The 19,902-nt window shown below is 59.4% G+C and carries 20 protein-coding genes; 12 read left to right on the top strand and 8 right to left on the bottom strand.

The window, feature by feature from the left end; all coding sequences use genetic code 11:
* The 6 genes from LCH65_RS13045 (at position 1) to moaA (ending at position 6,669) form a co-directional block, all read left to right on the top strand.
* Positions 1–291, top strand: a complete 291-nt coding sequence (locus LCH65_RS13045) for a (2Fe-2S)-binding protein (RefSeq protein ID WP_226439527.1) — start codon at positions 1–3, stop codon at positions 289–291.
* Complete coding sequence (locus tag LCH65_RS13040; RefSeq protein WP_058416660.1) at positions 288–1,679, top strand: FAD/NAD(P)-binding oxidoreductase; 1,392 nt, start codon at positions 288–290, stop codon at positions 1,677–1,679. The genes LCH65_RS13045 and LCH65_RS13040 overlap by 4 nt, the downstream gene beginning before the upstream one ends.
* A complete protein-coding gene (locus LCH65_RS13035) occupies positions 1,676–2,860 on the top strand; it encodes an FAD-dependent oxidoreductase (RefSeq protein ID WP_058416659.1) in 1,185 nt (394 codons plus the stop codon). The genes LCH65_RS13040 and LCH65_RS13035 overlap by 4 nt, the downstream gene beginning before the upstream one ends.
* The gene (locus LCH65_RS13030; protein WP_003367301.1) at positions 2,857–3,909 is read left to right on the top strand and encodes an ABC transporter substrate-binding protein; all 1,053 of its coding nucleotides are present in this window, start codon (positions 2,857–2,859) and stop codon (positions 3,907–3,909) included. Before LCH65_RS13035 ends, LCH65_RS13030 begins: the two co-directional genes overlap by 4 nt.
* A gap of 149 nt (positions 3,910–4,058) precedes the next feature.
* Positions 4,059–5,405 (top strand): sodium:proton antiporter, encoded by a 1,347-nt coding sequence (locus LCH65_RS13025; RefSeq protein ID WP_122266701.1) that lies wholly within the window; start codon positions 4,059–4,061, stop codon positions 5,403–5,405.
* Positions 5,406–5,670: 265 nt separating this feature from the next.
* A complete protein-coding gene (gene moaA / locus LCH65_RS13020) occupies positions 5,671–6,669 on the top strand; it encodes a GTP 3',8-cyclase MoaA (RefSeq protein ID WP_226439526.1) in 999 nt (332 codons plus the stop codon).
* A 39-nt stretch (positions 6,670–6,708) separates the two neighbouring features.
* On the opposite strand, the gene LCH65_RS13015 is transcribed toward moaA, so the two are convergent.
* The 7 genes from LCH65_RS13015 to LCH65_RS12985 form a co-directional block, all read right to left on the bottom strand.
* The gene (locus LCH65_RS13015) at positions 6,709–7,242 is read right to left on the bottom strand and encodes a DUF3833 domain-containing protein (RefSeq protein WP_003367296.1); all 534 of its coding nucleotides are present in this window, start codon (positions 7,240–7,242) and stop codon (positions 6,709–6,711) included.
* A 17-nt stretch (positions 7,243–7,259) separates the two neighbouring features.
* The gene (locus LCH65_RS13010) at positions 7,260–7,778 is read right to left on the bottom strand and encodes a chalcone isomerase family protein (protein ID WP_226439525.1); all 519 of its coding nucleotides are present in this window, start codon (positions 7,776–7,778) and stop codon (positions 7,260–7,262) included.
* A gap of 214 nt (positions 7,779–7,992) precedes the next feature.
* A complete protein-coding gene (locus LCH65_RS13005) occupies positions 7,993–8,310 on the bottom strand; it encodes a hypothetical protein (protein ID WP_003367294.1) in 318 nt (105 codons plus the stop codon).
* A gap of 618 nt (positions 8,311–8,928) precedes the next feature.
* Positions 8,929–10,890: a methyl-accepting chemotaxis protein gene (locus tag LCH65_RS13000; RefSeq protein WP_054081799.1), complete on the bottom strand. Its 1,962-nt coding sequence runs from the start codon at positions 10,888–10,890 to the stop codon at positions 8,929–8,931.
* Between the two features lie 372 nt (positions 10,891–11,262).
* Entirely contained in the window at positions 11,263–12,981 is a 1,719-nt protein-coding gene (poxB, locus tag LCH65_RS12995; protein WP_054081800.1) for a ubiquinone-dependent pyruvate dehydrogenase, read from the bottom strand.
* Positions 12,982–13,137: 156 nt separating this feature from the next.
* Positions 13,138–15,027, bottom strand: coding sequence for a penicillin-binding protein 2 (mrdA, locus tag LCH65_RS12990; protein WP_044308376.1), 1,890 nt, complete (start codon positions 15,025–15,027; stop codon positions 13,138–13,140).
* A 138-nt stretch (positions 15,028–15,165) separates the two neighbouring features.
* Positions 15,166–15,585 (bottom strand): helix-turn-helix domain-containing protein, encoded by a 420-nt coding sequence (locus tag LCH65_RS12985; RefSeq protein WP_054081801.1) that lies wholly within the window; start codon positions 15,583–15,585, stop codon positions 15,166–15,168.
* Between the two features lie 133 nt (positions 15,586–15,718).
* Here LCH65_RS12985 and LCH65_RS12980 point away from each other — a divergent pair, with 133 nt between their 5' ends.
* The 3 genes from LCH65_RS12980 to LCH65_RS12970 all read left to right on the top strand — a co-directional run bounded on the left by LCH65_RS12980 (position 15,719) and on the right by LCH65_RS12970 (position 17,984).
* Positions 15,719–16,576, top strand: a complete 858-nt coding sequence (locus LCH65_RS12980) for an SDR family oxidoreductase (protein ID WP_054081802.1) — start codon at positions 15,719–15,721, stop codon at positions 16,574–16,576.
* A gap of 97 nt (positions 16,577–16,673) precedes the next feature.
* Positions 16,674–16,982 carry an RcnB family protein gene (locus tag LCH65_RS12975; protein ID WP_003367279.1) on the top strand — a complete coding sequence of 103 codons (309 nt, stop codon included), beginning with the start codon at positions 16,674–16,676 and terminating at the stop codon, positions 16,980–16,982.
* Between the two features lie 168 nt (positions 16,983–17,150).
* Positions 17,151–17,984 carry an AraC family transcriptional regulator gene (locus LCH65_RS12970; protein ID WP_003367277.1) on the top strand — a complete coding sequence of 278 codons (834 nt, stop codon included), beginning with the start codon at positions 17,151–17,153 and terminating at the stop codon, positions 17,982–17,984.
* Positions 17,985–17,993: 9 nt separating this feature from the next.
* Here LCH65_RS12970 and LCH65_RS12965 read toward each other — a convergent pair whose 3' ends face one another.
* Positions 17,994–18,578: a LysE family translocator gene (locus LCH65_RS12965; protein ID WP_226439524.1), complete on the bottom strand. Its 585-nt coding sequence runs from the start codon at positions 18,576–18,578 to the stop codon at positions 17,994–17,996.
* Positions 18,579–18,788: 210 nt separating this feature from the next.
* Here LCH65_RS12965 and LCH65_RS12960 point away from each other — a divergent pair, with 210 nt between their 5' ends.
* The 3 genes from LCH65_RS12960 (at position 18,789) to LCH65_RS12950 (ending at position 19,896) form a co-directional block, all read left to right on the top strand.
* Positions 18,789–19,277, top strand: coding sequence for a DUF3828 domain-containing protein (locus LCH65_RS12960; protein WP_003317876.1), 489 nt, complete (start codon positions 18,789–18,791; stop codon positions 19,275–19,277).
* A 63-nt stretch (positions 19,278–19,340) separates the two neighbouring features.
* The gene (locus tag LCH65_RS12955; RefSeq protein WP_003367271.1) at positions 19,341–19,544 is read left to right on the top strand and encodes a hypothetical protein; all 204 of its coding nucleotides are present in this window, start codon (positions 19,341–19,343) and stop codon (positions 19,542–19,544) included.
* Positions 19,545–19,698: 154 nt separating this feature from the next.
* Positions 19,699–19,896, top strand: a complete 198-nt coding sequence (locus LCH65_RS12950) for a hypothetical protein (protein WP_003367267.1) — start codon at positions 19,699–19,701, stop codon at positions 19,894–19,896.
* The last annotated feature ends 6 nt before the right edge of the window (positions 19,897–19,902 follow it).

Raw genomic sequence — 19,902 nt, 5'->3', positions numbered from 1 at the left:
ATGGCATTGCTGAAACGACTGACCGAACATGATCGCCCGGTTCTGCCCTTCACCCTTGACGGCCAGCCGGCCAGCGGTCTGTTGGGCGATACCTTGCTGACCGCGGTACTGACCGCCAGCGAACACTTGCGCGGCAGTGACTTCAGCGCCAAACCTCGCGCCGGTTTCTGCATGATGGGCGCCTGTCAGGACTGCTGGGTGAGGCTGGGTGACGGTCAGCGCGTGCGTGCCTGTTCGACGCTGCTGAAGGCCGGTCAGGCGGTGATTCGTGAACCGGGGCGCTGCGTATGAGCGATCAGACAATTGCCATTGTCGGCGCAGGACCGGCCGGCATTCGCGCCGCCCAGACGCTACTGGCCCACGGCATCAAGGCCTGCCTGATCGATGAAGGGCTGCGCGGCGGCGGCCAGATCTACCGTCGCCAGCCGGACAACTTCCAGCGCTCGGCCAAGGCGCTCTACGGCTTTGAAAGCGCCAAGGCGGTCGCGGTGCACGACGCGCTCGACACGCTGGCCGCACAGATCGACTATCGGCCGCAGACGCTGGTCTGGAACGCCGAAAATCACCAACTCGATACCCTGCAAAACGGTACCGCCGCCACTGTTGATTTCAGCCACCTGATCGTCGCCACCGGTGCCACCGACCGAATTCTGCCGGTGCCCGGCTGGACCCTGCCCGGCGTGTACAGCCTCGGCGCAGCGCAGATCGCGCTCAAATATCAGGGCTGTGCGATTGGCCAGCGCGTGGTGTTTTGTGGCAGCGGCCCGTTGCTGTATCTGGTCGCTTACCAGTACGCCAAGGCTGGCGCGAAGGTGCTGGCGGTGCTCGACAGCGCGCCGTTTTCGGCGCAATGCAAAGCATTGCCGGCGCTGCTGGGCCAACCGGCAACGCTGGCCAAAGGCATGTATTACCGCGCATGGCTGAGTGCAAACGGCATTCCCGTGCATCAAGGTGCGCAGCTCACACGCATCGACGGGGAAAAACGTGTAGACGGTATTCAATGGCAACGTAACGGCAAATCGGGCCACCTGGCCTGTGACGCGGTCGCTTTTGCCCATGCACTGCGCAGCGAGACGCAACTGGCTGACCTGCTGGGCTGTGAATTCGCCTGGAGCGCGCTCAACCGGGCGTGGCTGCCGACCCGCGACGACTGTGGACGCAGCAGCGTGTCAGGCATCTATCTGGCGGGCGACGGTGCGGGAATCATGGGCGCAGACGCTGCGGAAATGGCCGGAGAACTGGCCGCGCTCGGGCTGCTGCAAGACATCGGTGTGGTGGCAGACACCGCCCGTATCGACACGCTTAAAACTGCCTTGCGACGCATCGAACGCTTCCGCCACGGGCTGGAAACCGCGTTTCCGTTCCCTGAGGACTGGGCCGCCAACGTGGTGGATGACACGCTGGTGTGCCGCTGCGAAGAAGTCTCTGCAGGCGAGATTCGCAGTGCCGTGCAGGATGGCCATTGGGAGATCAACCGGGTCAAGGCCATGTGCCGGGTCGGTATGGGGCGCTGTCAGGGCCGGATGTGTGGCCTGGCCGCGGCCGAGATCATCGCCCGCGAGAGCGGCCGGTCCGTCGAGCACGTCGGCCGCCTGCGCGGTCAGGCACCGATCAAGCCGCTGCCCTTCGGTCTGGGGATGCAGCCCATGGAGAAGCAATCGGTGGAGACGCAACCATGAGCACACTGATTGAAACCGATGCGATTGTCATCGGCGGCGGCATTGTCGGCGCCTCGTCAGCCTTGACGCTGGCCCTGAAGGGCAAGCGGGTCGCCTTGCTGGAACGCGATTTTTGCGGATCGCACTCCAGCGGTGTCAATTACGGCGGCGTGCGGCGTCAGGGCCGTCCGTTGTCGCAGTTGCCCTTGTCGCAACGGGCGCATCAGATATGGGGCAACCTGCGTGAGCTGATCGGCATCGACGGCGAGTACCAGCGCTCGGGCCACCTCAAACTGGCGCGCAGCGAACAGGACATGAATGCCTTGCGCGCCTACGCCGAAGCCAGCCAGGGATTCGGCCTGGATTTGCAACTGCTTGATCGCGATCAGCTGCGCGCGCGTTATCCCTGGGCCGGCGATGTCGCTGTCGGTGCATCGCTGTGCGCCGACGACGGACACGCTAATCCACGTCTGGTATCGCCGGCCTTCGCCCGCGCTGCTCGTCGGGCAGGCGCACAGGTGTTCGAGCAGGCGCCGGTCAGTGAAGTCAGCCACGACAGCAACGTGTTCGTCGTCACCACCGCCAGCGGTCTGACACTGCGCGCCACCTGGCTGCTCAACTGCGCCGGGGCGTGGGCCGCAGCGCTGGCAGCACAATTCAACGAACCGGTGCCGATGTATTCAGGGCACCCGGCAATGCTGGTGACAGAACCGCTGCCGATGTTTATGGACGTCAGCACCGGTGTCGAAGGCGGCGGCATTTATGCCCGGCAAGTGGCTCGCGGCAATTGCGTTCTGGGCGGCGGACAAGGCTTTGCCCTCGACCCGGCACGCACCAGACCGGGACAGGCGGCGGTGCTGGATATCCTGCGCAACGCCGTCGAACTCTACCCGCCACTCGCCGGCGCTCAGGCCATTCGCACCTGGAGCGGAACCGAAGGCTATCTGCCGGACCGTGAACCGGTGCTGGGCCCAAGCCTGACCCGTCCAGGTCTGCTGCACGGCTTCGGCTTTGCAGGGGCGGGCTTTCAGATCGGTCCGGCAGCGGGTGAAGCGCTGGCCGAATGGGTCTGCGAAGGCGCCTCACGGATTTCGCTCGATGCCTTTTCCATCGGCCGCTTTCAGCAAATCGCCCTGCAAACCCCTGCCATCGAACTTGTTACGAACGTCATCCCATTGCACAGAGGAAGGTCGTCCCTATGAAAAGTACCAAACGTCTCGCCCTCACCGGGCTGTCCTGCCTGCCGCTGGCCGCCGCACTTCTGTCCACGCCTGTCATGGCCGAAACCACGCTGTACCTGGGCATGAACGGTGGGACCATGGAGCGCCTTTATGCCGATCAGGTGCTGCCGGCTTTCGAGAAGGCCAACAACGTCAAGGTGGTGATCGTGCCTGGCACATCGGCCGACATCCTCGCCAAGGTTCAGGCGAGTAAGGACAACCCGCAGATGCACGTCATCTTTCTCGACGACGGCATCATGTATCGGGCTATTTCCATGGGCCTGTGCGACACGCTGCAGCCCAGCGCCAGTCTGGCCGACCTGCCTGCCAAGGCCAAAATCAAGGAACAGGCAGCAGCCGTCAGCCTGGGCGTGACCGGCCTGGCCTACAACACACGGATGTTCAAGGAGCAGGGCTGGAGCGCGCCCACCTCGTGGATGGACCTGGCCGATAAACGTTTCAAGGACAAGGTGGTGTTCCAGTCACTGGCCTCCTCGACCTTCGGCCTGCATGGCTTTCTGATGTTCAACCGTATCCAGGGCGGCAGCGAGAAAGACGTCGAACCCGGCTTCAAGGCCTGGCCGAAGACCATCGGCCCGAACGTACTGGAATACATCGCCAGCTCGGCCAAGATCTCGGAAATGGTGCAGACCGACGAAGCCGCCCTGTTCCCGCTGACACCCACCCAGGTCACCGCGCTGAAGATCAAGGGTGTACCGGTGGAATATGCATCGCCCAAGGAAGGCGGCGTGGTGTTGAACGTGGCTGAATGTGCGATAGCCAATAACAACCAGCCGGAGCTGGCCCAGAAGCTGGCGGCCTACCTGCTGACACCAGAAGCACAGGCGCCTGCGCTGGAGTTCGGTGACCAGATCCCGTCGAACCCGAAAACCCCGACCACTGACAAGACACGCAGTCAGGTCGAGGCCATGGAGAAGTACCTGGAAACGGCGGTGACCATCGACTGGGATCAGGTCAATCAGATCCGTCCCGAGTGGAACGCACGCTGGAGCCGCAGCATCGAGCGCTAGAGGTCCACGGCGACGCCGAAAGGCATCGCCGTGCGTAAAAGACGCATGCTGATTGCCATCCGGCAAATTATTTCAACTTATTACCGTGCACGGGAGTCCCACCGTTACGCCCTCTGCTTCGGGCGCATTTTGACGGTGGTTCTTTCTCTATGAGTTTTATTGTCTGCATGGGCGTGCTTGGCGTGCTGTTGATGCTATTGGCGCTCACTTCCTCTTACCTGCGCTGGATGCCAGTGACCACATCGGCCGTGTGCCTGGGATTCGGCTTCGGCATCGGCCCGATGGGCCTGGATATCGTCGATCTGGATTTCGAGAAATCCTACGAGTGGCTGGAACGCCTGACCGAAGTGGCGGTGCTGTTTTCGCTGTTCGGTACGGGCATCAAGTTGCGCCTGCCCTTGCGCGGCAAAGCCTGGCATTCAGCCTATTGGCTGGCCGGGCCGGTGATGCTGGCGACCATCGCTGGCGTGACGGTCGCGGGGCACTACATCATTGGCCTGGACTGGGGCGTGTCTTTGTTGCTCGGCGCGATGCTGTCGCCGACGGACCCGGTACTGGCCGGGATGGTCCAGGTCAACAATGCCCGGGATCAGGACCGCCTGCGCTTCGGCTTGTCCGGCGAAGCGGGCCTCAACGACGGGACCGCGTTTCCATTCGTGATTTTTGCCTTGCTGTACCTGAGTTCCGGGGGCGCGATGGGCGACTGGGTCCAGGGATGGCTGATCAAGGATTTGATCTGGGCGGTGCCGGCCGGTCTGTTGATTGGTTACGGGATGGGCCGCGGGGTCGGCCATCTGATGATCTTTCTGCGCATCAAGAACGCCGACAGCACCACCTCGCCCAATGACTTTCTGGCGCTGGCACTGATCGCCCTGGCTTATGTCGTTGCGCAAAGCGTGGGTGCCTTTGGCTTTCTTTCGGTATTTGCCGCCGGATTCGGGCTGCGTCAGGCTGAGGTACGTGTCACGCGGTCAGAGCTGCCGTCCGAGCACGTCGCGCAGCCGGTCCTCGGGCATATGACGTCCTCCCTCGAGCAGGGCACGGTCGCGCAGGTCGACGACATGAGCGACTCGCAACTGGCTGCCGGCGTGATGATGGGCGATATGCTGGCGTTCGGTAGTCTGGTGGAGCGCGCCATGGAAGTCCTGCTGATCACCCTGCTGGGCGCGGCGCTGGCGATGTACTGGGACTGGCGAGCCATTGGCCTGGGTATCGCGCTGTTCTGCGTGATTCGTCCTGCCAGCGTCTGGTTGCTGGTGAGTCGTCGCCTGCTCAATGTCCGACAAAAAGCACTGGTTGGCTGGTTCGGTATTCGTGGGATCGGCAGTCTTTATTACCTGTGTTTTGCCTTGTCGCATGGTCTGGCACACGATGTCGGCCACGTCCTCGTTGGCATGACCCTCTCGGTCGTCGCCCTGAGCATTCTGGTACACGGCATCAGTATCCAGCCTTTGCTGGAGCGTTACGAGCGCAGTTCCGCCGCCAGGCCTGATTGATCAGTCATCAAGGCAAAGCGCCATAGAGCGTGTCGATGAGCGTATTGGAACAAGCAATTGGACTGCGGCATTTCGACTCGGTTAGCGTGGCGTCATCCGGCCAGTGCAAACCGCAATGCGTGCGGCTACTATGTTTATACGCACAAGGCACTTTGCCAGCCTGCGATCAGGTGTGAAATTGGCGCATTACAAATTGGCTGAACCCTTGTCACGCACTGGCCTCCAAACCCGGTAATACAGCCCACTCGATTATTTAGAAGGTGAAATGTCAGAACCCGTCCTGATGGACCGCTTTGCACGTAAGGTCGATTATCTGCGCATGTCGGTCACCGACCGCTGCGATTTTCGCTGCGTGTACTGCATGGCCGAAGAGATGACGTTTCTGCCTCGGCAACAGATTCTGTCGCTGGAGGAGATCCTCCAGGTGGCCGAGCGCTTCGTGGCACTGGGCACGCGCAAGATTCGTCTGACCGGTGGTGAACCGCTGGTACGCGCAGGTGTGGTCGGGCTTTGCGAGAAGATCGCCGCCCTGCCCGGCCTGCGTGAATTGTGCATGACCACCAACGGTTCGCAGCTGGACAAACTGGCTGCCCCGCTGTTCAAGGCCGGCGTCACGCGCCTGAACATCAGCCTGGACAGCCTCGATCCACAGCGTTTCCGCGAGCTGACCCGCACAGGCGATCTGCACAAGGTGATTGCCGGCATCGATGCCGCCAACGCCGCCGGTTTTGTGCACACCAAGCTCAACTGCGTGGTGATGCATGGTCGCAACGATGATGAGATCAACGACCTGCTGGCGTTCGCCATCGATCGCAACCTGGACGTTTCGTTTATCGAAGAGATGCCGCTGGGCATCATCAGCGAACACAGCCGCGTCGAATCCTTCTACTCCAGCGATCAGGTGCGCGAACGCATTGCCGAACGTTACACGCTGGTGCCTTCCACTGACTCGACTCAAGGGCCATCGCGCTACTGGCGCCTGGCCGAGGCACCGGGCATTCGCATCGGCTTCATCTCGCCGCACAGCCACAACTTCTGCGGCACCTGCAATCGCGTGCGCATGACCGTCGAAGGTCGCTTGCTGCTGTGCCTGGGCAACGAGCATTCCGTGGATTTGAAGGCGGTATTGCGCGCCAATCCCGGCCAGCCGGAAAAGCTGGAAAAAGCCATCATCGACGCCATGCAGCTCAAGCCGTGGAGCCACCACTTCACCCACGACGATGGTGTGCAGGTGGTGCGCTTCATGAATATGACGGGCGGCTGACAGCCGCCCTGAAGGATGACGCCTCATATGAGGCGTTATTTATTTACCGGCCTTGCGAAAGAACAAGGTGATCTGCCCGACTTCGACACCCAGCTTGGTCATTGACGAACGATTGGCCATGGTCTGCTTGTCGATCAGGTACATCCAGTCATCCAGGCTCACGTCATACTCGGTGCCATCCACCGGCAACCTGAGCACATAGTTCCAGTGGAAGCTGTTGCCTGACACTTCGCCATAGGCCTCGCCAACCACGTCACCTGCCGTGCCCTTCCAGCGCCCCGGACCATCGGGACGCAAGCGCCACTCCCGGACCTGTTTAGTGCCATCGCTGTAGCTGAAGGCCTCGTGCATGACCAGCACTTCGCCTTCACTGTGCCCGTCGATCACCACGGTAAAGCGCTTGGTGACTTCACCGGAGCGCTTTTGAAACATTCCCCAGGCCTCGACACGCCCGGTGAAGTACTGTCGCAGATCGAGCTTGGGCTCTTCCTGACTGTAACGGGTTACCGGCACACCGCCGCAGCCGCTCAATACAAGCCCCGCACACAACATCAACATCCACTTTCTCAGCATGCGCCCTCCTTGATGGGTCATGAGCCGGTACTGCCGAGCAACTGCTCGCGAAGCTCCGGGTTACGGGTTTTCGGGTCAAGCCAGATGGAAAAGAAAGCCTTGGCGAACTGGCTGTCGGGCACCACATGCTGGAGCTTGTCGCCAACATAAAACCGCGCTTCGCGGCCAGGCAGGTACACACCGGTAATCTTCATGCCCGGCTGGACGTCGACAAATGACTGGTTCATCTGCTGGCGCCATTCAGTCAGTTGCTGTTCGGTCACCTTCGAACCGGAAATACGCTTGATCTCATCGATACTGGCATCGACGAGGTCTTCACGATCAATGGCGCGGTGGTAAGTCAGCTCAAGGGCCAGCGGTGCATCCGCGACGAAAGGCTTGGCGGGGCTTAGCAACCTGGCCTTATAGATGCGAAAACCGAACAGACTGAGGTCACCGCCACCGACGACCTGAGCATTGGGCAATGCCTCACGCCAATCCGCCGAAGCGCCAGCGCTGAGCAACATCATCAACCATAACCATCGTGGCGCACGCATCGGCAACCTCTGTTTATGTCATGTGCAGGCACTGCCGTGACAGTCACCACAGTCAGCGAGTGAGAAGAGTCAGAATCGCTGACTCATGGCCGGAATCTATACCACCAAAAACGCTTTGTACAACCTGTAGGCCCTCGCCGTCCCGGTGACGAAAACCAAAAAGCCTGTTCCCGATCAGTATCGGGAACAGGCTTCAGGACCTGCGATGCCCTACTCAGGCAACCTGCGAGTGCGCCTGCCGACGGGTCTTCTGCCACTCACCTTTCAACGCCTGCAGCGTGTTCTCCATGTAGGCACGATCGGCAGCGGCTTTCTTGCCGACATAACCCTGGCCACGACGGAACATCTTCAGGGATGCGCGCAGTTGCGGGTGCGCATCACGAAACTCGTGCTCTTGCGTGAACGGCGACATGGCGTCGACGCGAACTTCACCCGACTCGGCCACCCAGGCGATATGATTATCCAGCGTGTCTTTGCACGCCGCAAACAGACGAGCCAGTTCATCAATAGTCGGTTGTGTGTTGATATTCATGTTGATGCCCCTTCGCTCGTAGACTGTTCAATAATTGATACATCAAGTTCATGCGCCAGAACTTCAGCAATGCACACGATTGAGTGTGCGTCGAATACCGTTCCAGCCCTCAAGGACATGCAGGTAGCCTTGATGAAGAGCCGCTACACAGCGGCATCAGCGTAGAGAGAAGAAGTCACGAAACCCAAAGACCCGGCCCAGGATCGGCAATCGATCCGTTACAAGCATCATGAGGACATTTCGCCAGCTTCTCGCCCTTATCGACGACAAATGCCAGTTCAGCTCCATCAATCTGCCTTGTGGGCAGCCTACATCCGGGAACATCTCGACGGCTTGCCGAGCCTGTTCATCACACCTTTTGCAGCGCTCCCGATCGGGGAGACAGCTGCATAATGCAAAAGGAAAATGGGCACGTCAACGATTATGTAGTGATTATTTTTTATCACTACATAATCGTATGAGGGACGTGGGGTTACGTAAAAAGGTGACTGAATGGTCATGGGGGTACAGGTTATCAAGGGTGGTCAGGGACATCGGCACGACGGCCTCTGAAGACCAGCAAAAAGGCCTGAAAGCGTTCGCTTCCAGGCCTTTTCACAACACACAAACAGCTGACTGTCAGCTCACCTTGAAGCGACCCACCAGCCCCTGCTGCTGCTCCGCCAGACGCGCAAGTTCGCGACTGGTGACGGCGGTCTGCTCGGCACCGGCACTGACCTGGATGACCAGCGAGTTGATGTCGTCGACGTTGCGGTGGATCTCTTCGGCCACCAAGCTTTGCTCTTCAGCGGCCGAAGCGACCTGAATGTTGCGGTCGCTGATGGTCGCGATGCCTTCGGCGATCTCTTCCAGCAGTTCACCAGCGCGCACGACGTTGCTGGCACCCTCCTGCGCCTTGCCCAGGGTTTCCTGCATCGACGCGGCAGCGCGTTCCGAGCCGGACTGCAGGTTGGCGATCATTTTCTGGATGCTGACGGTAGAGTCCTGAGTCTTCTTGGCCAGATTGCGCACTTCGTCGGCAACCACCGCGAAACCACGCCCCTGCTCGCCGGCACGTGCAGCCTCAATGGCTGCGTTGAGCGCCAGCAGGTTGGTCTGGTCAGCGACGCCACGAATGACATCGAGCACCGAGGAGATCGAGTTGCTCTCGCCCTTGAGCTCGTCAATGATCCGTGAAGTCTCTTCTGCCTGCACCGAGAGCCCCTGAATCAGGCCGATGGTGTTGTCGATTTCGGTCTTGCCCTGCAGGGTGCTGTTGTTGACGCGCTGCGACATCTCGGCCGCGTCAGTGGTGCTGCGTGCTACATCCTTCACAGTGGCACTCATCTCGCTGATGGCAGTGGCGACCTGATCAGTGCCCTGGCGTTGTTGCGCCACGTTCTGATTGGTTTGCAACGCCACTGCGGAAGACTGCTCGGCGGCGGTGGCAACCTGTGCCGTGGCGCTGCCGATGTCGCGGATGACCTCACTGATCTGTTGCGCCATGTTGTCCAGATTGCGCGAGATCTCGCCGAACTCGTCCTTGCCGACATAACGGGTCCGGGCGGTCAGATCACGTGTGGAAAGTGCCATCAGCGTGCGGTTCACATCGACCACCGCAACCTTGATGTTACGGATGATCACCGACGCCAGCCACAGCACGACGATCAGCATCAGGACGACAATGGCAACCGCCACGTACAGGCTGCTTTGAGCGGAGCTGCGCGCATCCATTGCCAGGCCGACGACGTTCTGGCCAAGCTCTGCCTCCACCTGCGCCATCATGTCGATACGCACGGTCGCAAGGTTGAACCAGTCTTCCGGCTTGACGTTGAGCGGGTCACCCAGCGGAGTATCGAAGCCCAGGCGTTGCAAGCGGGCCACTTCGAGCGATCCTGGTTGCTGCAAAACGGCATTGAGTTTGGTTTTGAAGGCTTCAGGTGACCAGCGCTGGAACGCTTCGAAATACCCCGAGAACTCGCCCAGGTTGCGACTGAAGCGCGATAACAGTGCGGCGTCAAACCGGTTCTGGTTGAATGCCAGACCAAGCAATACACGCTCGCGACCGGCACGTTCCTTCATATCCACGAACTGATTGAGCGAGCTCAGGCCGCGCAATATTTCCGGATCCTCGATACTCGATTCCATTGAGTAAGAGAAGCCGATGAGTGTCTTGATGATGTCGGTGAAGCGCGTACCGGATTCTGTATTGTTGATCCCGAGTGAGTCCACCTTGAGGCGCAGAGCGATCAGCTCCTCGAATGCGCGGTTGACCTTATCAGGTCCGGGAATACCGTCGGTGGACTGGGCGCGCATCTCACTTATAGCCTTGTCGGTTTCCTGACGAAACGTCTTCAGCTTGTCCTGCATGGACTTGCCGCCGCTACCCAGAAATACGCCGCTGGCGCCACGTTCGCGCTGGAGAGTGGTGACTACGTCACTCACTTTCTGTGCGGCGCTGGTGGCTGTCACTGCGCGCCTCATATCACCGAGGTTTTCACTTTTGTCAGCGACGAACAAACCTGCAAAGGCAAGGAAGCCCAATAGGGGGAATATTAAAATAAGCAGCAGTTTCATACTCAAAGGAGCATTTCTAAGCATTGCAGACCTCATGACGTGCAGACTTTTCTATAAAGAATATCCAGGGCGTAACGTTCTGTAGCGTCGACGTTTTTTTTCGCCAGGGACTGTTCGGTAATCAGCCTGCCGTAGCCGATCTTGCTTCCGTATCACTGTCTCGGCTGTCTTCCGGGAAGCTTTACCCACTATTTGAATTTGTTAGTTCAAACAGCGAACTCAATAAAGCACCGGGTGCGAGAAGTTTGGATCCACAAAGAAATGACCGCCTTGGGCGGTTATGATGAGAAGAGAAATATAAATCCACCGAGAGTGTCACCTGTAACGGCGAAGACAATCTCGATGGATAGAAGTTGCAACTTTTTTCTATTCAACCCATACGTTTTTTATAACTGATTAACGCAGGTTGGTTTTCGCCAGCTCCAGCACTTCACTGCCGCGCCCGCTCATGATCGCGCGCATCATGTACAGGCTGAAGCCCTTGGCCTGGGCCAGCTTGATTTTCGGTGGGATGCCCAACTCCTGCTTGGCAGTGACAACGTCGATCAGCACCGGACCGGGATGATCGAACGCCTTGCGCAAGGCGGCAGGCAACTCTTCGGCGTTCTCGACACGCAGGCCCAGAATGCCTGCGCCCAGGGCAATCCCGGCGAAGTTGGTTTCATGCAGGTCAGTGCCATGCGGCACGTAGCCGCTGGCTTTCATTTCCATGTCGACGAAGCCCAGCGAGCTGTTGTTGAACACCACCATCTTGATAGGCAGGTTCAACTGACGAATGCTGAGCAAGTCGCCCAGCAACATGGACAGACCGCCGTCGCCACACAAGGCTACGACCTGACGATCCGGATGTTCAGCCTTGGCCCCCAGAGCTTGTGGCAAAGCGTTGGCCATCGAGCCGTGGTTGAACGAGCCGAGCAGACTGCGCCTGCCATTCATGTGCAGATAGCGTGCAGCCCACAGCGTCGGCGTACCGACGTCGACGGTAAAGATCGCATCGGCATCCGCCTGCTCGTCGACCAGTCGAGTGAGGTACTGCGGATGAATCGGCGTACCATCTGGCGTCGGGGTGGCCAGTTCGTCCAGTTCCTCACGGGCCTTGGCGTAGTGCTTCAGGGCCTTGTCGAGGAAACGGCGATCGGTGTGCGGCCTGAGCTTTGGCTGAAGCGCCTCCAGGGTTTCCCGCACCCCGCCCACCAGACCCAGCGCCACCGGCGTGCGACGCCCTAGCTGGGTCGGATCGAGATCGATCTGGATGATGTCGGCTTTTTCGGGGTAGAAATTCCGATAGGGGAAGCTGCTGCCGAGAATCACCAGCGTGTCGCAGGACAGCATGGCGTGGTAGCCGGAGCTGAAGCCGATCAGGCCGGTCATGCCGACGTCGAAGGGATTGTCGTATTCGACATGCTGCTTGCCGCGCAATGCGTGAACGATCGGCGCGCCCAGCGTATCCGCCAACGCCAGAACCTGCTCGTGGGCACCCTCGCAACCCGCACCGCACAGGAGTGTGACGGCTTTGGAATCGTTGAGCATGTCGGCCATCGACTGCAGATCGTTTTCGGCAGGCACCACGTTGGGCGCTGTAGCCTCGATCCATTTTGCCGCGACATCCGGCGCAGCGCTGAGCGCCACGTCGCCCGGCAAGACGATTACCGCCACACCTTTCTGACTGATCGCAGCACGCATGGCACGTTCCAGCACACGCGGGAACTGCTCGGGGTTGCTGACCAGTTCGACGAAGTGGCTGCACTCCTTGAACAGCTCCTGCGGATGGGTTTCCTGAAAATAATCCAGACCGATTTCCGAAGACGGAATATGCGCAGCAATTGCCAGAACCGGCACCCGGTTGCGATGGCAGTCGTACAGGCCATTGATCAGGTGCAGGTTGCCCGGTCCGCAGCTGCCGGCGCAGACCGCCAGCTTGCCGCTGGACGCCGCCTGCGCACCGGCAGCAAAGGCTGCGACTTCTTCATGACGGGTGTGCATCCAGCGAATCGAATCGGTGCGTTCCAAGCTGTCGGTCAGGCCGTTGAGGCTGTCTCCGGACACCCCCCAGATGTGCGAAACACCCGCCGCTGCGAGGGTTTGCGCGAGATGGTCGGCAATGGTCTTGGACATTCCGGGTTCCTTGTCGAGGCAATGATAATGAGTTCGGTAAAACGCGCGCAGCGCTCTGCCACGCCTGTTGTGGTCGACCCGATGCATTCTCGACAGTTCAGAAAACCTGAGCCCTGTTCAGGGCTCGGTCGTTCGGCAAGCGTTTTAAAACGCTGATCAGGCGTGCGGGTTGCCCGGCGCCTTGGTGGGTGTGGCGTACTCAGGCTTGAGCTTGCCCTCGCTGTCCAGCAGCCAGGCATCGAGAATCTCCCGCACCACGGGGCCTGCTACCCGGCCACCCGCCTCGCCGTTCTCGATGGTCACCGACACGACGATTTTCGGATGGTCGGCCGGCGCGAAACCGACGAACAAGGCGTTGTCGCGGTTACGCTCAAGGGTCTTCAGACGGTTATAGCGCTCACCCTGCTTGATCGCCACCACCTGCGCCGTACCACTTTTGCCGGCGATGCGGTACTGAGCGCCCTTGGCCGCATCCCGCGCAATGCCGCGGGGATCGTGCATGACCATCTGCATGCCGGTATTGACCTGATTCCATTCATTGGGATCGCGCAACACGATATTTGGCATCGGATGCTCGTCGACAGGTGCCTTATCACCGACTTCCATCGCCAGATGCGGTCGATGCCAGACACCCTTGCTGGCAATCAGTGAAGTGGCCTGAGCCAGTTGCAACGGCGTGACCTGCATGTAGCCCTGGCCAATGCCGAGAATCACCGTTTCGCCGGGGAACCATGCCTGGCGACGCGTGGCCCGCTTCCATTCGCGGGACGGCATAAGCCCTGCAGACTCCTCGAACATGTCCAGCGACACCTTCTGGCCGATACCGAACATGGTCATGTAGTCGTGCAGGCGGTCGATGCCGAGCTTGTGCGCCACCGTGTAGAAATAGGTGTCATTGGAACGCATGATCGCCGTGTCCATGTCCACCCAGCCATCGCCACTGTGATTCCAGTTACGGTATTTGTGGTCGAAGTCCGGCAACTGGAAGTAGCCGGGATCGAAGACCTTTGTCGAGGCGGTCATCACACCGCTGTCGAGACCGGCAATCGCCACTTCCGGCTTGACTGTCGAGCCCGGTGCGTACAGGCCACGCAGCACTCGGTTGAACAGTGGCCGGTCAATGGAATCGCGCAGCGCCGCATACTGTTTGAAGCTGATGCCGGTGACGAACAGGTTGGGGTCGAAGCTTGGCTTGCTGACCATCGCCAGCACGTCACCGGTTTCCGGGTCCAGTGCAACCACGGAGCCGCGTCGATCACCCAGCGCGTTTTCCGCCGCGGCCTGCAAATGCGCGTCCAGCGTGAGGGTAATGTTCTTGCCCGGCACCGGGTCAGTGTGTTTCAGCACGCGCAGCACGCGGCCCTGGGCGTTGGTTTCGACCTCTTCATAGCCTACGTGGCCGTGCAGCTCAGACTCGTAGAAGCGCTCGACGCCGGTCTTGCCGATGGACTGCGTGCCGCGATACTCGTTATCGAGATGGGCCGCTTCCTTTTCGTTGATGCGGCCGACGTAGCCGATCGAATGCGCGAAATGGGCGCCCAACGGGTAATGGCGAACGAACTGCGCCGCCACGTCCACGCCCGGCAGCAGGTACTGATTGACCGCCAGAATAGCGATCTGCTCTTCGGTGAGTTCATAGAGCAATGTTGCCGGTTCGAACGGATGACGGACCTGCTTCAGTTCTTTGTCGAACAGAATCCGGTCTTCGTCGGGCAATTCCAGCAGGGTCATCAGTTCGTCGATCACCTTGTGCCAGTCGCCGGCGCGTTCACGGGTCAGGGTCAGGTTGAAACTGGGGCGATTGTCGGCAAGCACTTCGCCATTGCGGTCAAAGATCAAACCGCGCTCGGGCGGGATCGGCAGCACGTGAACACGGTTGTTTTCGGAAATGGTCGAGTGATAGTCGAACTCGGTGACTTGCAGGAAATACATGCGCGCGACCAGACAGGCAGCCAGCAGGCCGACCAGCACCGCGCAGGCAATCAGGCGCTGATTGACCAGCCGCGTCTCTTTTTCGTGGTCTTTCAGGGGAATTGGATTGGGCATTTCTACAGCTTCTCGGTGAAGGGCAAACGGCGCAACTAAACGTGTATATAAAGATTTCGGCGCGCACCATACCAAGAAGCGGCTGATTACAGGCGATCAAGCCGACAATCACAGGATGAAAAATCTGTCAGAAAAGACTCATTCGGGCGTGATCTGCAGCGTATTCGACGCTTCGCGGGCCTGCATGATGCGCGGCAGATTGGTCTCGATCCAGGTGACGAGGGTTTCAACCTGCAAGGCGACCTCTTCGCCCATTGGGGTCAAGCGGTACTGAACATGCGGAGGCACTATCGGCAACGACTTGCGGCTGACGAAACCATCATGCTCCAGATGTTGAAGCGTTTGCGCGAGCATTTTCTCGCTTACCCCGCCGATCTTGCGGCGTACTTCGCTGAAGCGATGCATGCCACCCCGCAACACCACCAGCACCAGCACGCCCCAACGGCTGCAGACATGATTGAGCACCACCCGCGAAGGACAGTCAGTGGCCAGCACCTGGCCCTGACGGACCAGCGCCAATAGCGTCTCGGCCGCTTCCGGCGGGAAGCCTTGCTGCATAACACCTGATTGCCGGGTACTTGATTGCGAAGCGGATTCGCTCATGACACTTACCTTTTTGTACGTACTTACTAAAGGTAAGCATCATGACTATGCTGGCGCTTCCTTTCAACCTGATTCAAGGAATCATTCCATGATCGTTGTCACCGGTGCCACAGGCCAGCTTGGCCGCCTCGTCATTGAACAGTTGCTCAGCCGCGTACCCGCTTCGCAAATCATCGCCGCCGTGCGCAGTCCGGAAAAGGCCGCCGATCTGTCCAGGCAGGGTACTCAGGTTCGTCAGGCCGACTATTCACAGCCTGCGACACTCGACAGTGCATTTGCCGGTGCCGACAAAGTGCTGCTGATTTCCTCCAGCGAAGTGGGTCAGCGCCTGCCGCAGCACAAGGCGGTGATTGATGCGGCCAAGCGCGCCGGGGTCAAGCTGCTGGCCTACACCAGCGTTCTGCGTGCCAAGACCTCGGCATTGAGCCTGGCCAGGGAGCACAGCGAAACCGAAGAGTACCTGAGCGCCAGCGGCCTGCCGTTCGTGTTGCTGCGCAATGGCTGGTACACCGAAAACTACACCGCAGGCATTCCGGGCGCACTGACCCATGGCGCGGTCATGGGCAGTGCCGACGAGGGTCGTATCAGCTCTGCTTCGCGTCTGGATTACGCCGAGGCGGCCGCAGTGCTGCTGACATCGGAAACGACACAGGCTGGTAAGGTGTATGAGCTGGCAGGCGACGAGTCCTACACGCTGTCCGAATTTGCAGCGCAGTTGTCGACGCAGAGCGGCAAGTCCCTGCCTTACGTCAACCTGCCACAGGCCGAATTCGAAGCCGCGCTTATCCAGGCAGGCCTGCCTGACTTCGTGGCCCGGTTGCTGGCAGATTCCGATGCCGCTGCTGCCAAGGGCGCCCTGTTCGATGACAGTCGCCAGTTGAGCGCGCTGATCGGCCGCCCGACCACCCCGCTTTCGGCAACCATCGCCGAGGCACTGAAAGGCTGAGCACAGCAAACCCGATCGAATGATTTGCCACGGTGAAGGTCCGAGTTATTACGAGGCATTAAGCCATCGCCTGATACCAAAGACTGGGAGTCTTCACATGAACAGCAAATCGTTGATCGCCTGCATGACCTTGCTCGGCTGCTTTTCCGCCGTCACCCTGCCCGTTCACGCGGCAGAGACGGCGGACCCGAAAGTCACCGAATCCAAGGACAACGTCCATGAGCTGGAAGTAGGCTCCCGCGTTCCGGAAAAATATCGTCGCAGCGACCTGGAAGTGAAGGACTGGAAAAGCAAAGGCCTGGAAACACCCGCCAAGGAAAGCGAATGGGTAAAGATTAACGACAAGTACGTGCGTTTCCAGAAGGTCAATGGCCAGATCATGGACATCGTGCCGGTCAAGAAGTAAGGCGCAGCCTGCTTCGCCAGCGCTCTGCGTGAACATGTCCGAGCGCCGCAGGGCGCCATTCAGTGCATGTCAGCGCAGAGCTCGTCTCGACAGGCCAACATCGCATGAGCGATGGCCAATATCGCTCAGCATCCGGTACTCTCGTCGCTCTGCCGACGGGATATCAGCATGAACCGCAACGAACCCAGCAAATCGACCGCAACCCCTTTTTTCTGGCGCGATGAGCACCTTTCGTTCATCGAAGCCCGTTCTGTAGAGGATGGGCGACGGGTCTGTTACGCGCCTCACTCGCATGAGATCTTTTCCGTCGGCGCGATCACTGCCGGACAGAGCACCTATGTGCATGAAAAGACCTCACAGTGCGTCACGTCAGGCACTGTTGTGTTGATGAATCCGGGCGACGTGCATGCCTGTAACCCGATCAATGACCAGGCCTGGTCGTATCTGATGCTCTATGTGGACAGCGGCTGGCTGGGCGACATTCAGGGCGAAACGGGGTTGAATGCCGGGCACGGTTTTCAACCATTGCCCCATACGCACAGCGATGATTCGATCCTGTTCGCTGCATTGACTGCGCTGTTCCAGACGCTGACTGATACGAGAATCGATACGCTGCAAAAACACTGCTCAGCCGTGGCCTTCTTTACCCTGATGCTGGAGTCACTCGGCACGGCACCGGCACGGCCCCGCCCACCATCACCTCGCGTTGCCCGAGCCGCCGAATACATCAACGACAATTTCACCCGGCCCATCAGGCTTTCCGACATTTGTGCCGCAGCCAATCTCTCGGCGTCCTACCTGATTCGCTCGTTCGAACAGCGCTATCATCTGACTCCGCATGCCTACCTGCTCAATCGGCGGATCCAGCATGCCCGCAGACAGCTGAAAAGCGGCAAGATGATCGCCGATGTTGCTCAGGAGGCAGGCTTTGCCGATCAGGCGCACTTTCAACGTGAGTTCAAAAAGCATCTGGCAGCAACGCCAGGGCAGTATCGGCTGTGATGACACGGGTCAGATCAGCAGATATACCGCGCAGCCAGCCAGTAGTAGCGCCATGATGCGGTTGAAGACGCGCACACTTGCCGCGCTGCGCAAGCAATGCCCAAGAAAGCTTCCGGCAAAGACCCAGCAGCCCAGCGACAGATAGCACACCACGCAGTAGATTCCTGCGAATTGCCAGATCAAGGCAGCCTCGCCGTTGGCGACAAAAACTCCCATGCCGGCTATCGAAGCCAGCGAGGCTTTGGGGTTGAGCCACTGCATGATTGCTCCGTGCACCAGCGAAGGACCAGCGCCCTGCTCGCTCATGTTCAGTTGTCCACTGTCGATGGCTAGTCGAAACGCCATGTACAGCAGAAATATCACGCCGGACCACTGAATGATTCGGGTCAGAAAGGGCCATTGCTGCAAGGTTTCATGCAGGCCAAAACCGATGAGCAGCAACAAAAGGGTAAAGCCCAGCGTGGCACCCAACACATGGCGCATGGCTGGTCTGACGCCATAGCGTGCACCGGCACTCAGCGCCACGATGTTGACCGGCCCGGGAGTGATGGAAGAAGCCAGTGCAAACGCGGCCATGGAAATCAGCAGACTCATGGAAAACCCCCTTGAATACGATCGGAAATGACCGGATCAAGGTAGTGACGGCAGCGAACCGCGTATTGAATGAAATTACCCTCAATTCGGTTCAGCCTGCCCGACCCTCTGATGCGTGACCAAAACCATTGCTTTTTTGTCCACTTGGCTTACAAATGCACTGTCATGTGCCTGTCACTCTCACTGCCACCTTTTCTGCGAGCCCGCTCCATGTCCAGAACCGTCGCCATTGCCTTCGCTTGCCTGCTTTCAACCACTGCCCATGCGGCCTGCCCGGCTGCGACCCCGGTCGACACGGCGCGCTGGATCTACGAGAAGCACCAGGATTTTTATCTGAACGGCAAAGGCAGCGCTGATTATTTGTCCAAACCTCTGCTGAGCCTGCTCAAGAAGGACTGGGCGTGCCAGAACGGCGATCAATGCGCCGTCAGTGCCAACCCGTGGACCGATGCGCAGGACGGTGATGTGCAAAAGCCGATCGACTGGAAGCTGGTGTCCAACTCGGACAAGCAGGCGGTGGTCGAAATGACCTATAACCTGGGTTACAAGGATGCCCCTCAACAGCCGGTCGCCAGCCAGACGACACGCCTGCTGCTGGCAAAAAATGCCAACAGTTGCTGGGTGCTGGAGAACCTTCAGGGGCCACAGGGCGTTGCCTTGATGCAGAGCCTAGAGGAATTTCCCTACGAAGGTGATTGATCGGCCTTGAAACAATCCGCCATTCTCGGTATCACAGGCACTTGAATTTCACGAGCGAGCACCATGAATACCTTTGAGCAATCGATTATTGAGGCTGCGCAGGCCGCCACGCCCAATAACACCGATGCCGAACGCGAAGCCGCCAGAGTCGCCGCCACGCAGGCGGTAGCCGAAATCATGTCCACGCGCAGTGGACTGGACCGCACGCTGGCACTGGCCGAGTTGCTGGATTCCTATTCGGAACACGATGATCAGGAAGATGATTAGGCTGATCGGCCCGATGCGAAAAAATGATTGGCCTGTTTATTTATCTGCGGCGTTAAAGAAAGCCGACCTTGCCGCCGACAACTCGGTTGGGTGGATTGATGATAGCCACCCGTTCATTTAGTGCGCTCGGATGCGACCTATAAGGGCACCATCCGTGCAGATCGAACAAATGCAAGACATCCAGGCCTACGTCAGGCGCACCGCCGACGAGCTAGAGCGAGTTTCGGCCAACCTCGCCGGGCATCTCCTCTACCTCGAGCGAACCTCCCGTGCACACGAAGCGCAAGAAGTCAGTGAGCGGATCATCGGCCTGCGTGCATCCGTAGATGGCCTTCGCGGTGTATTCCGTTAACCGCCA

The organism is Pseudomonas sp. MWU16-30316, assembly GCF_020515645.1.
GTDB lineage: Bacteria > Pseudomonadota > Gammaproteobacteria > Pseudomonadales > Pseudomonadaceae > Aquipseudomonas > Aquipseudomonas cerasi.
This window is presented reverse-complemented; position numbering and strand designations above follow the sequence as displayed.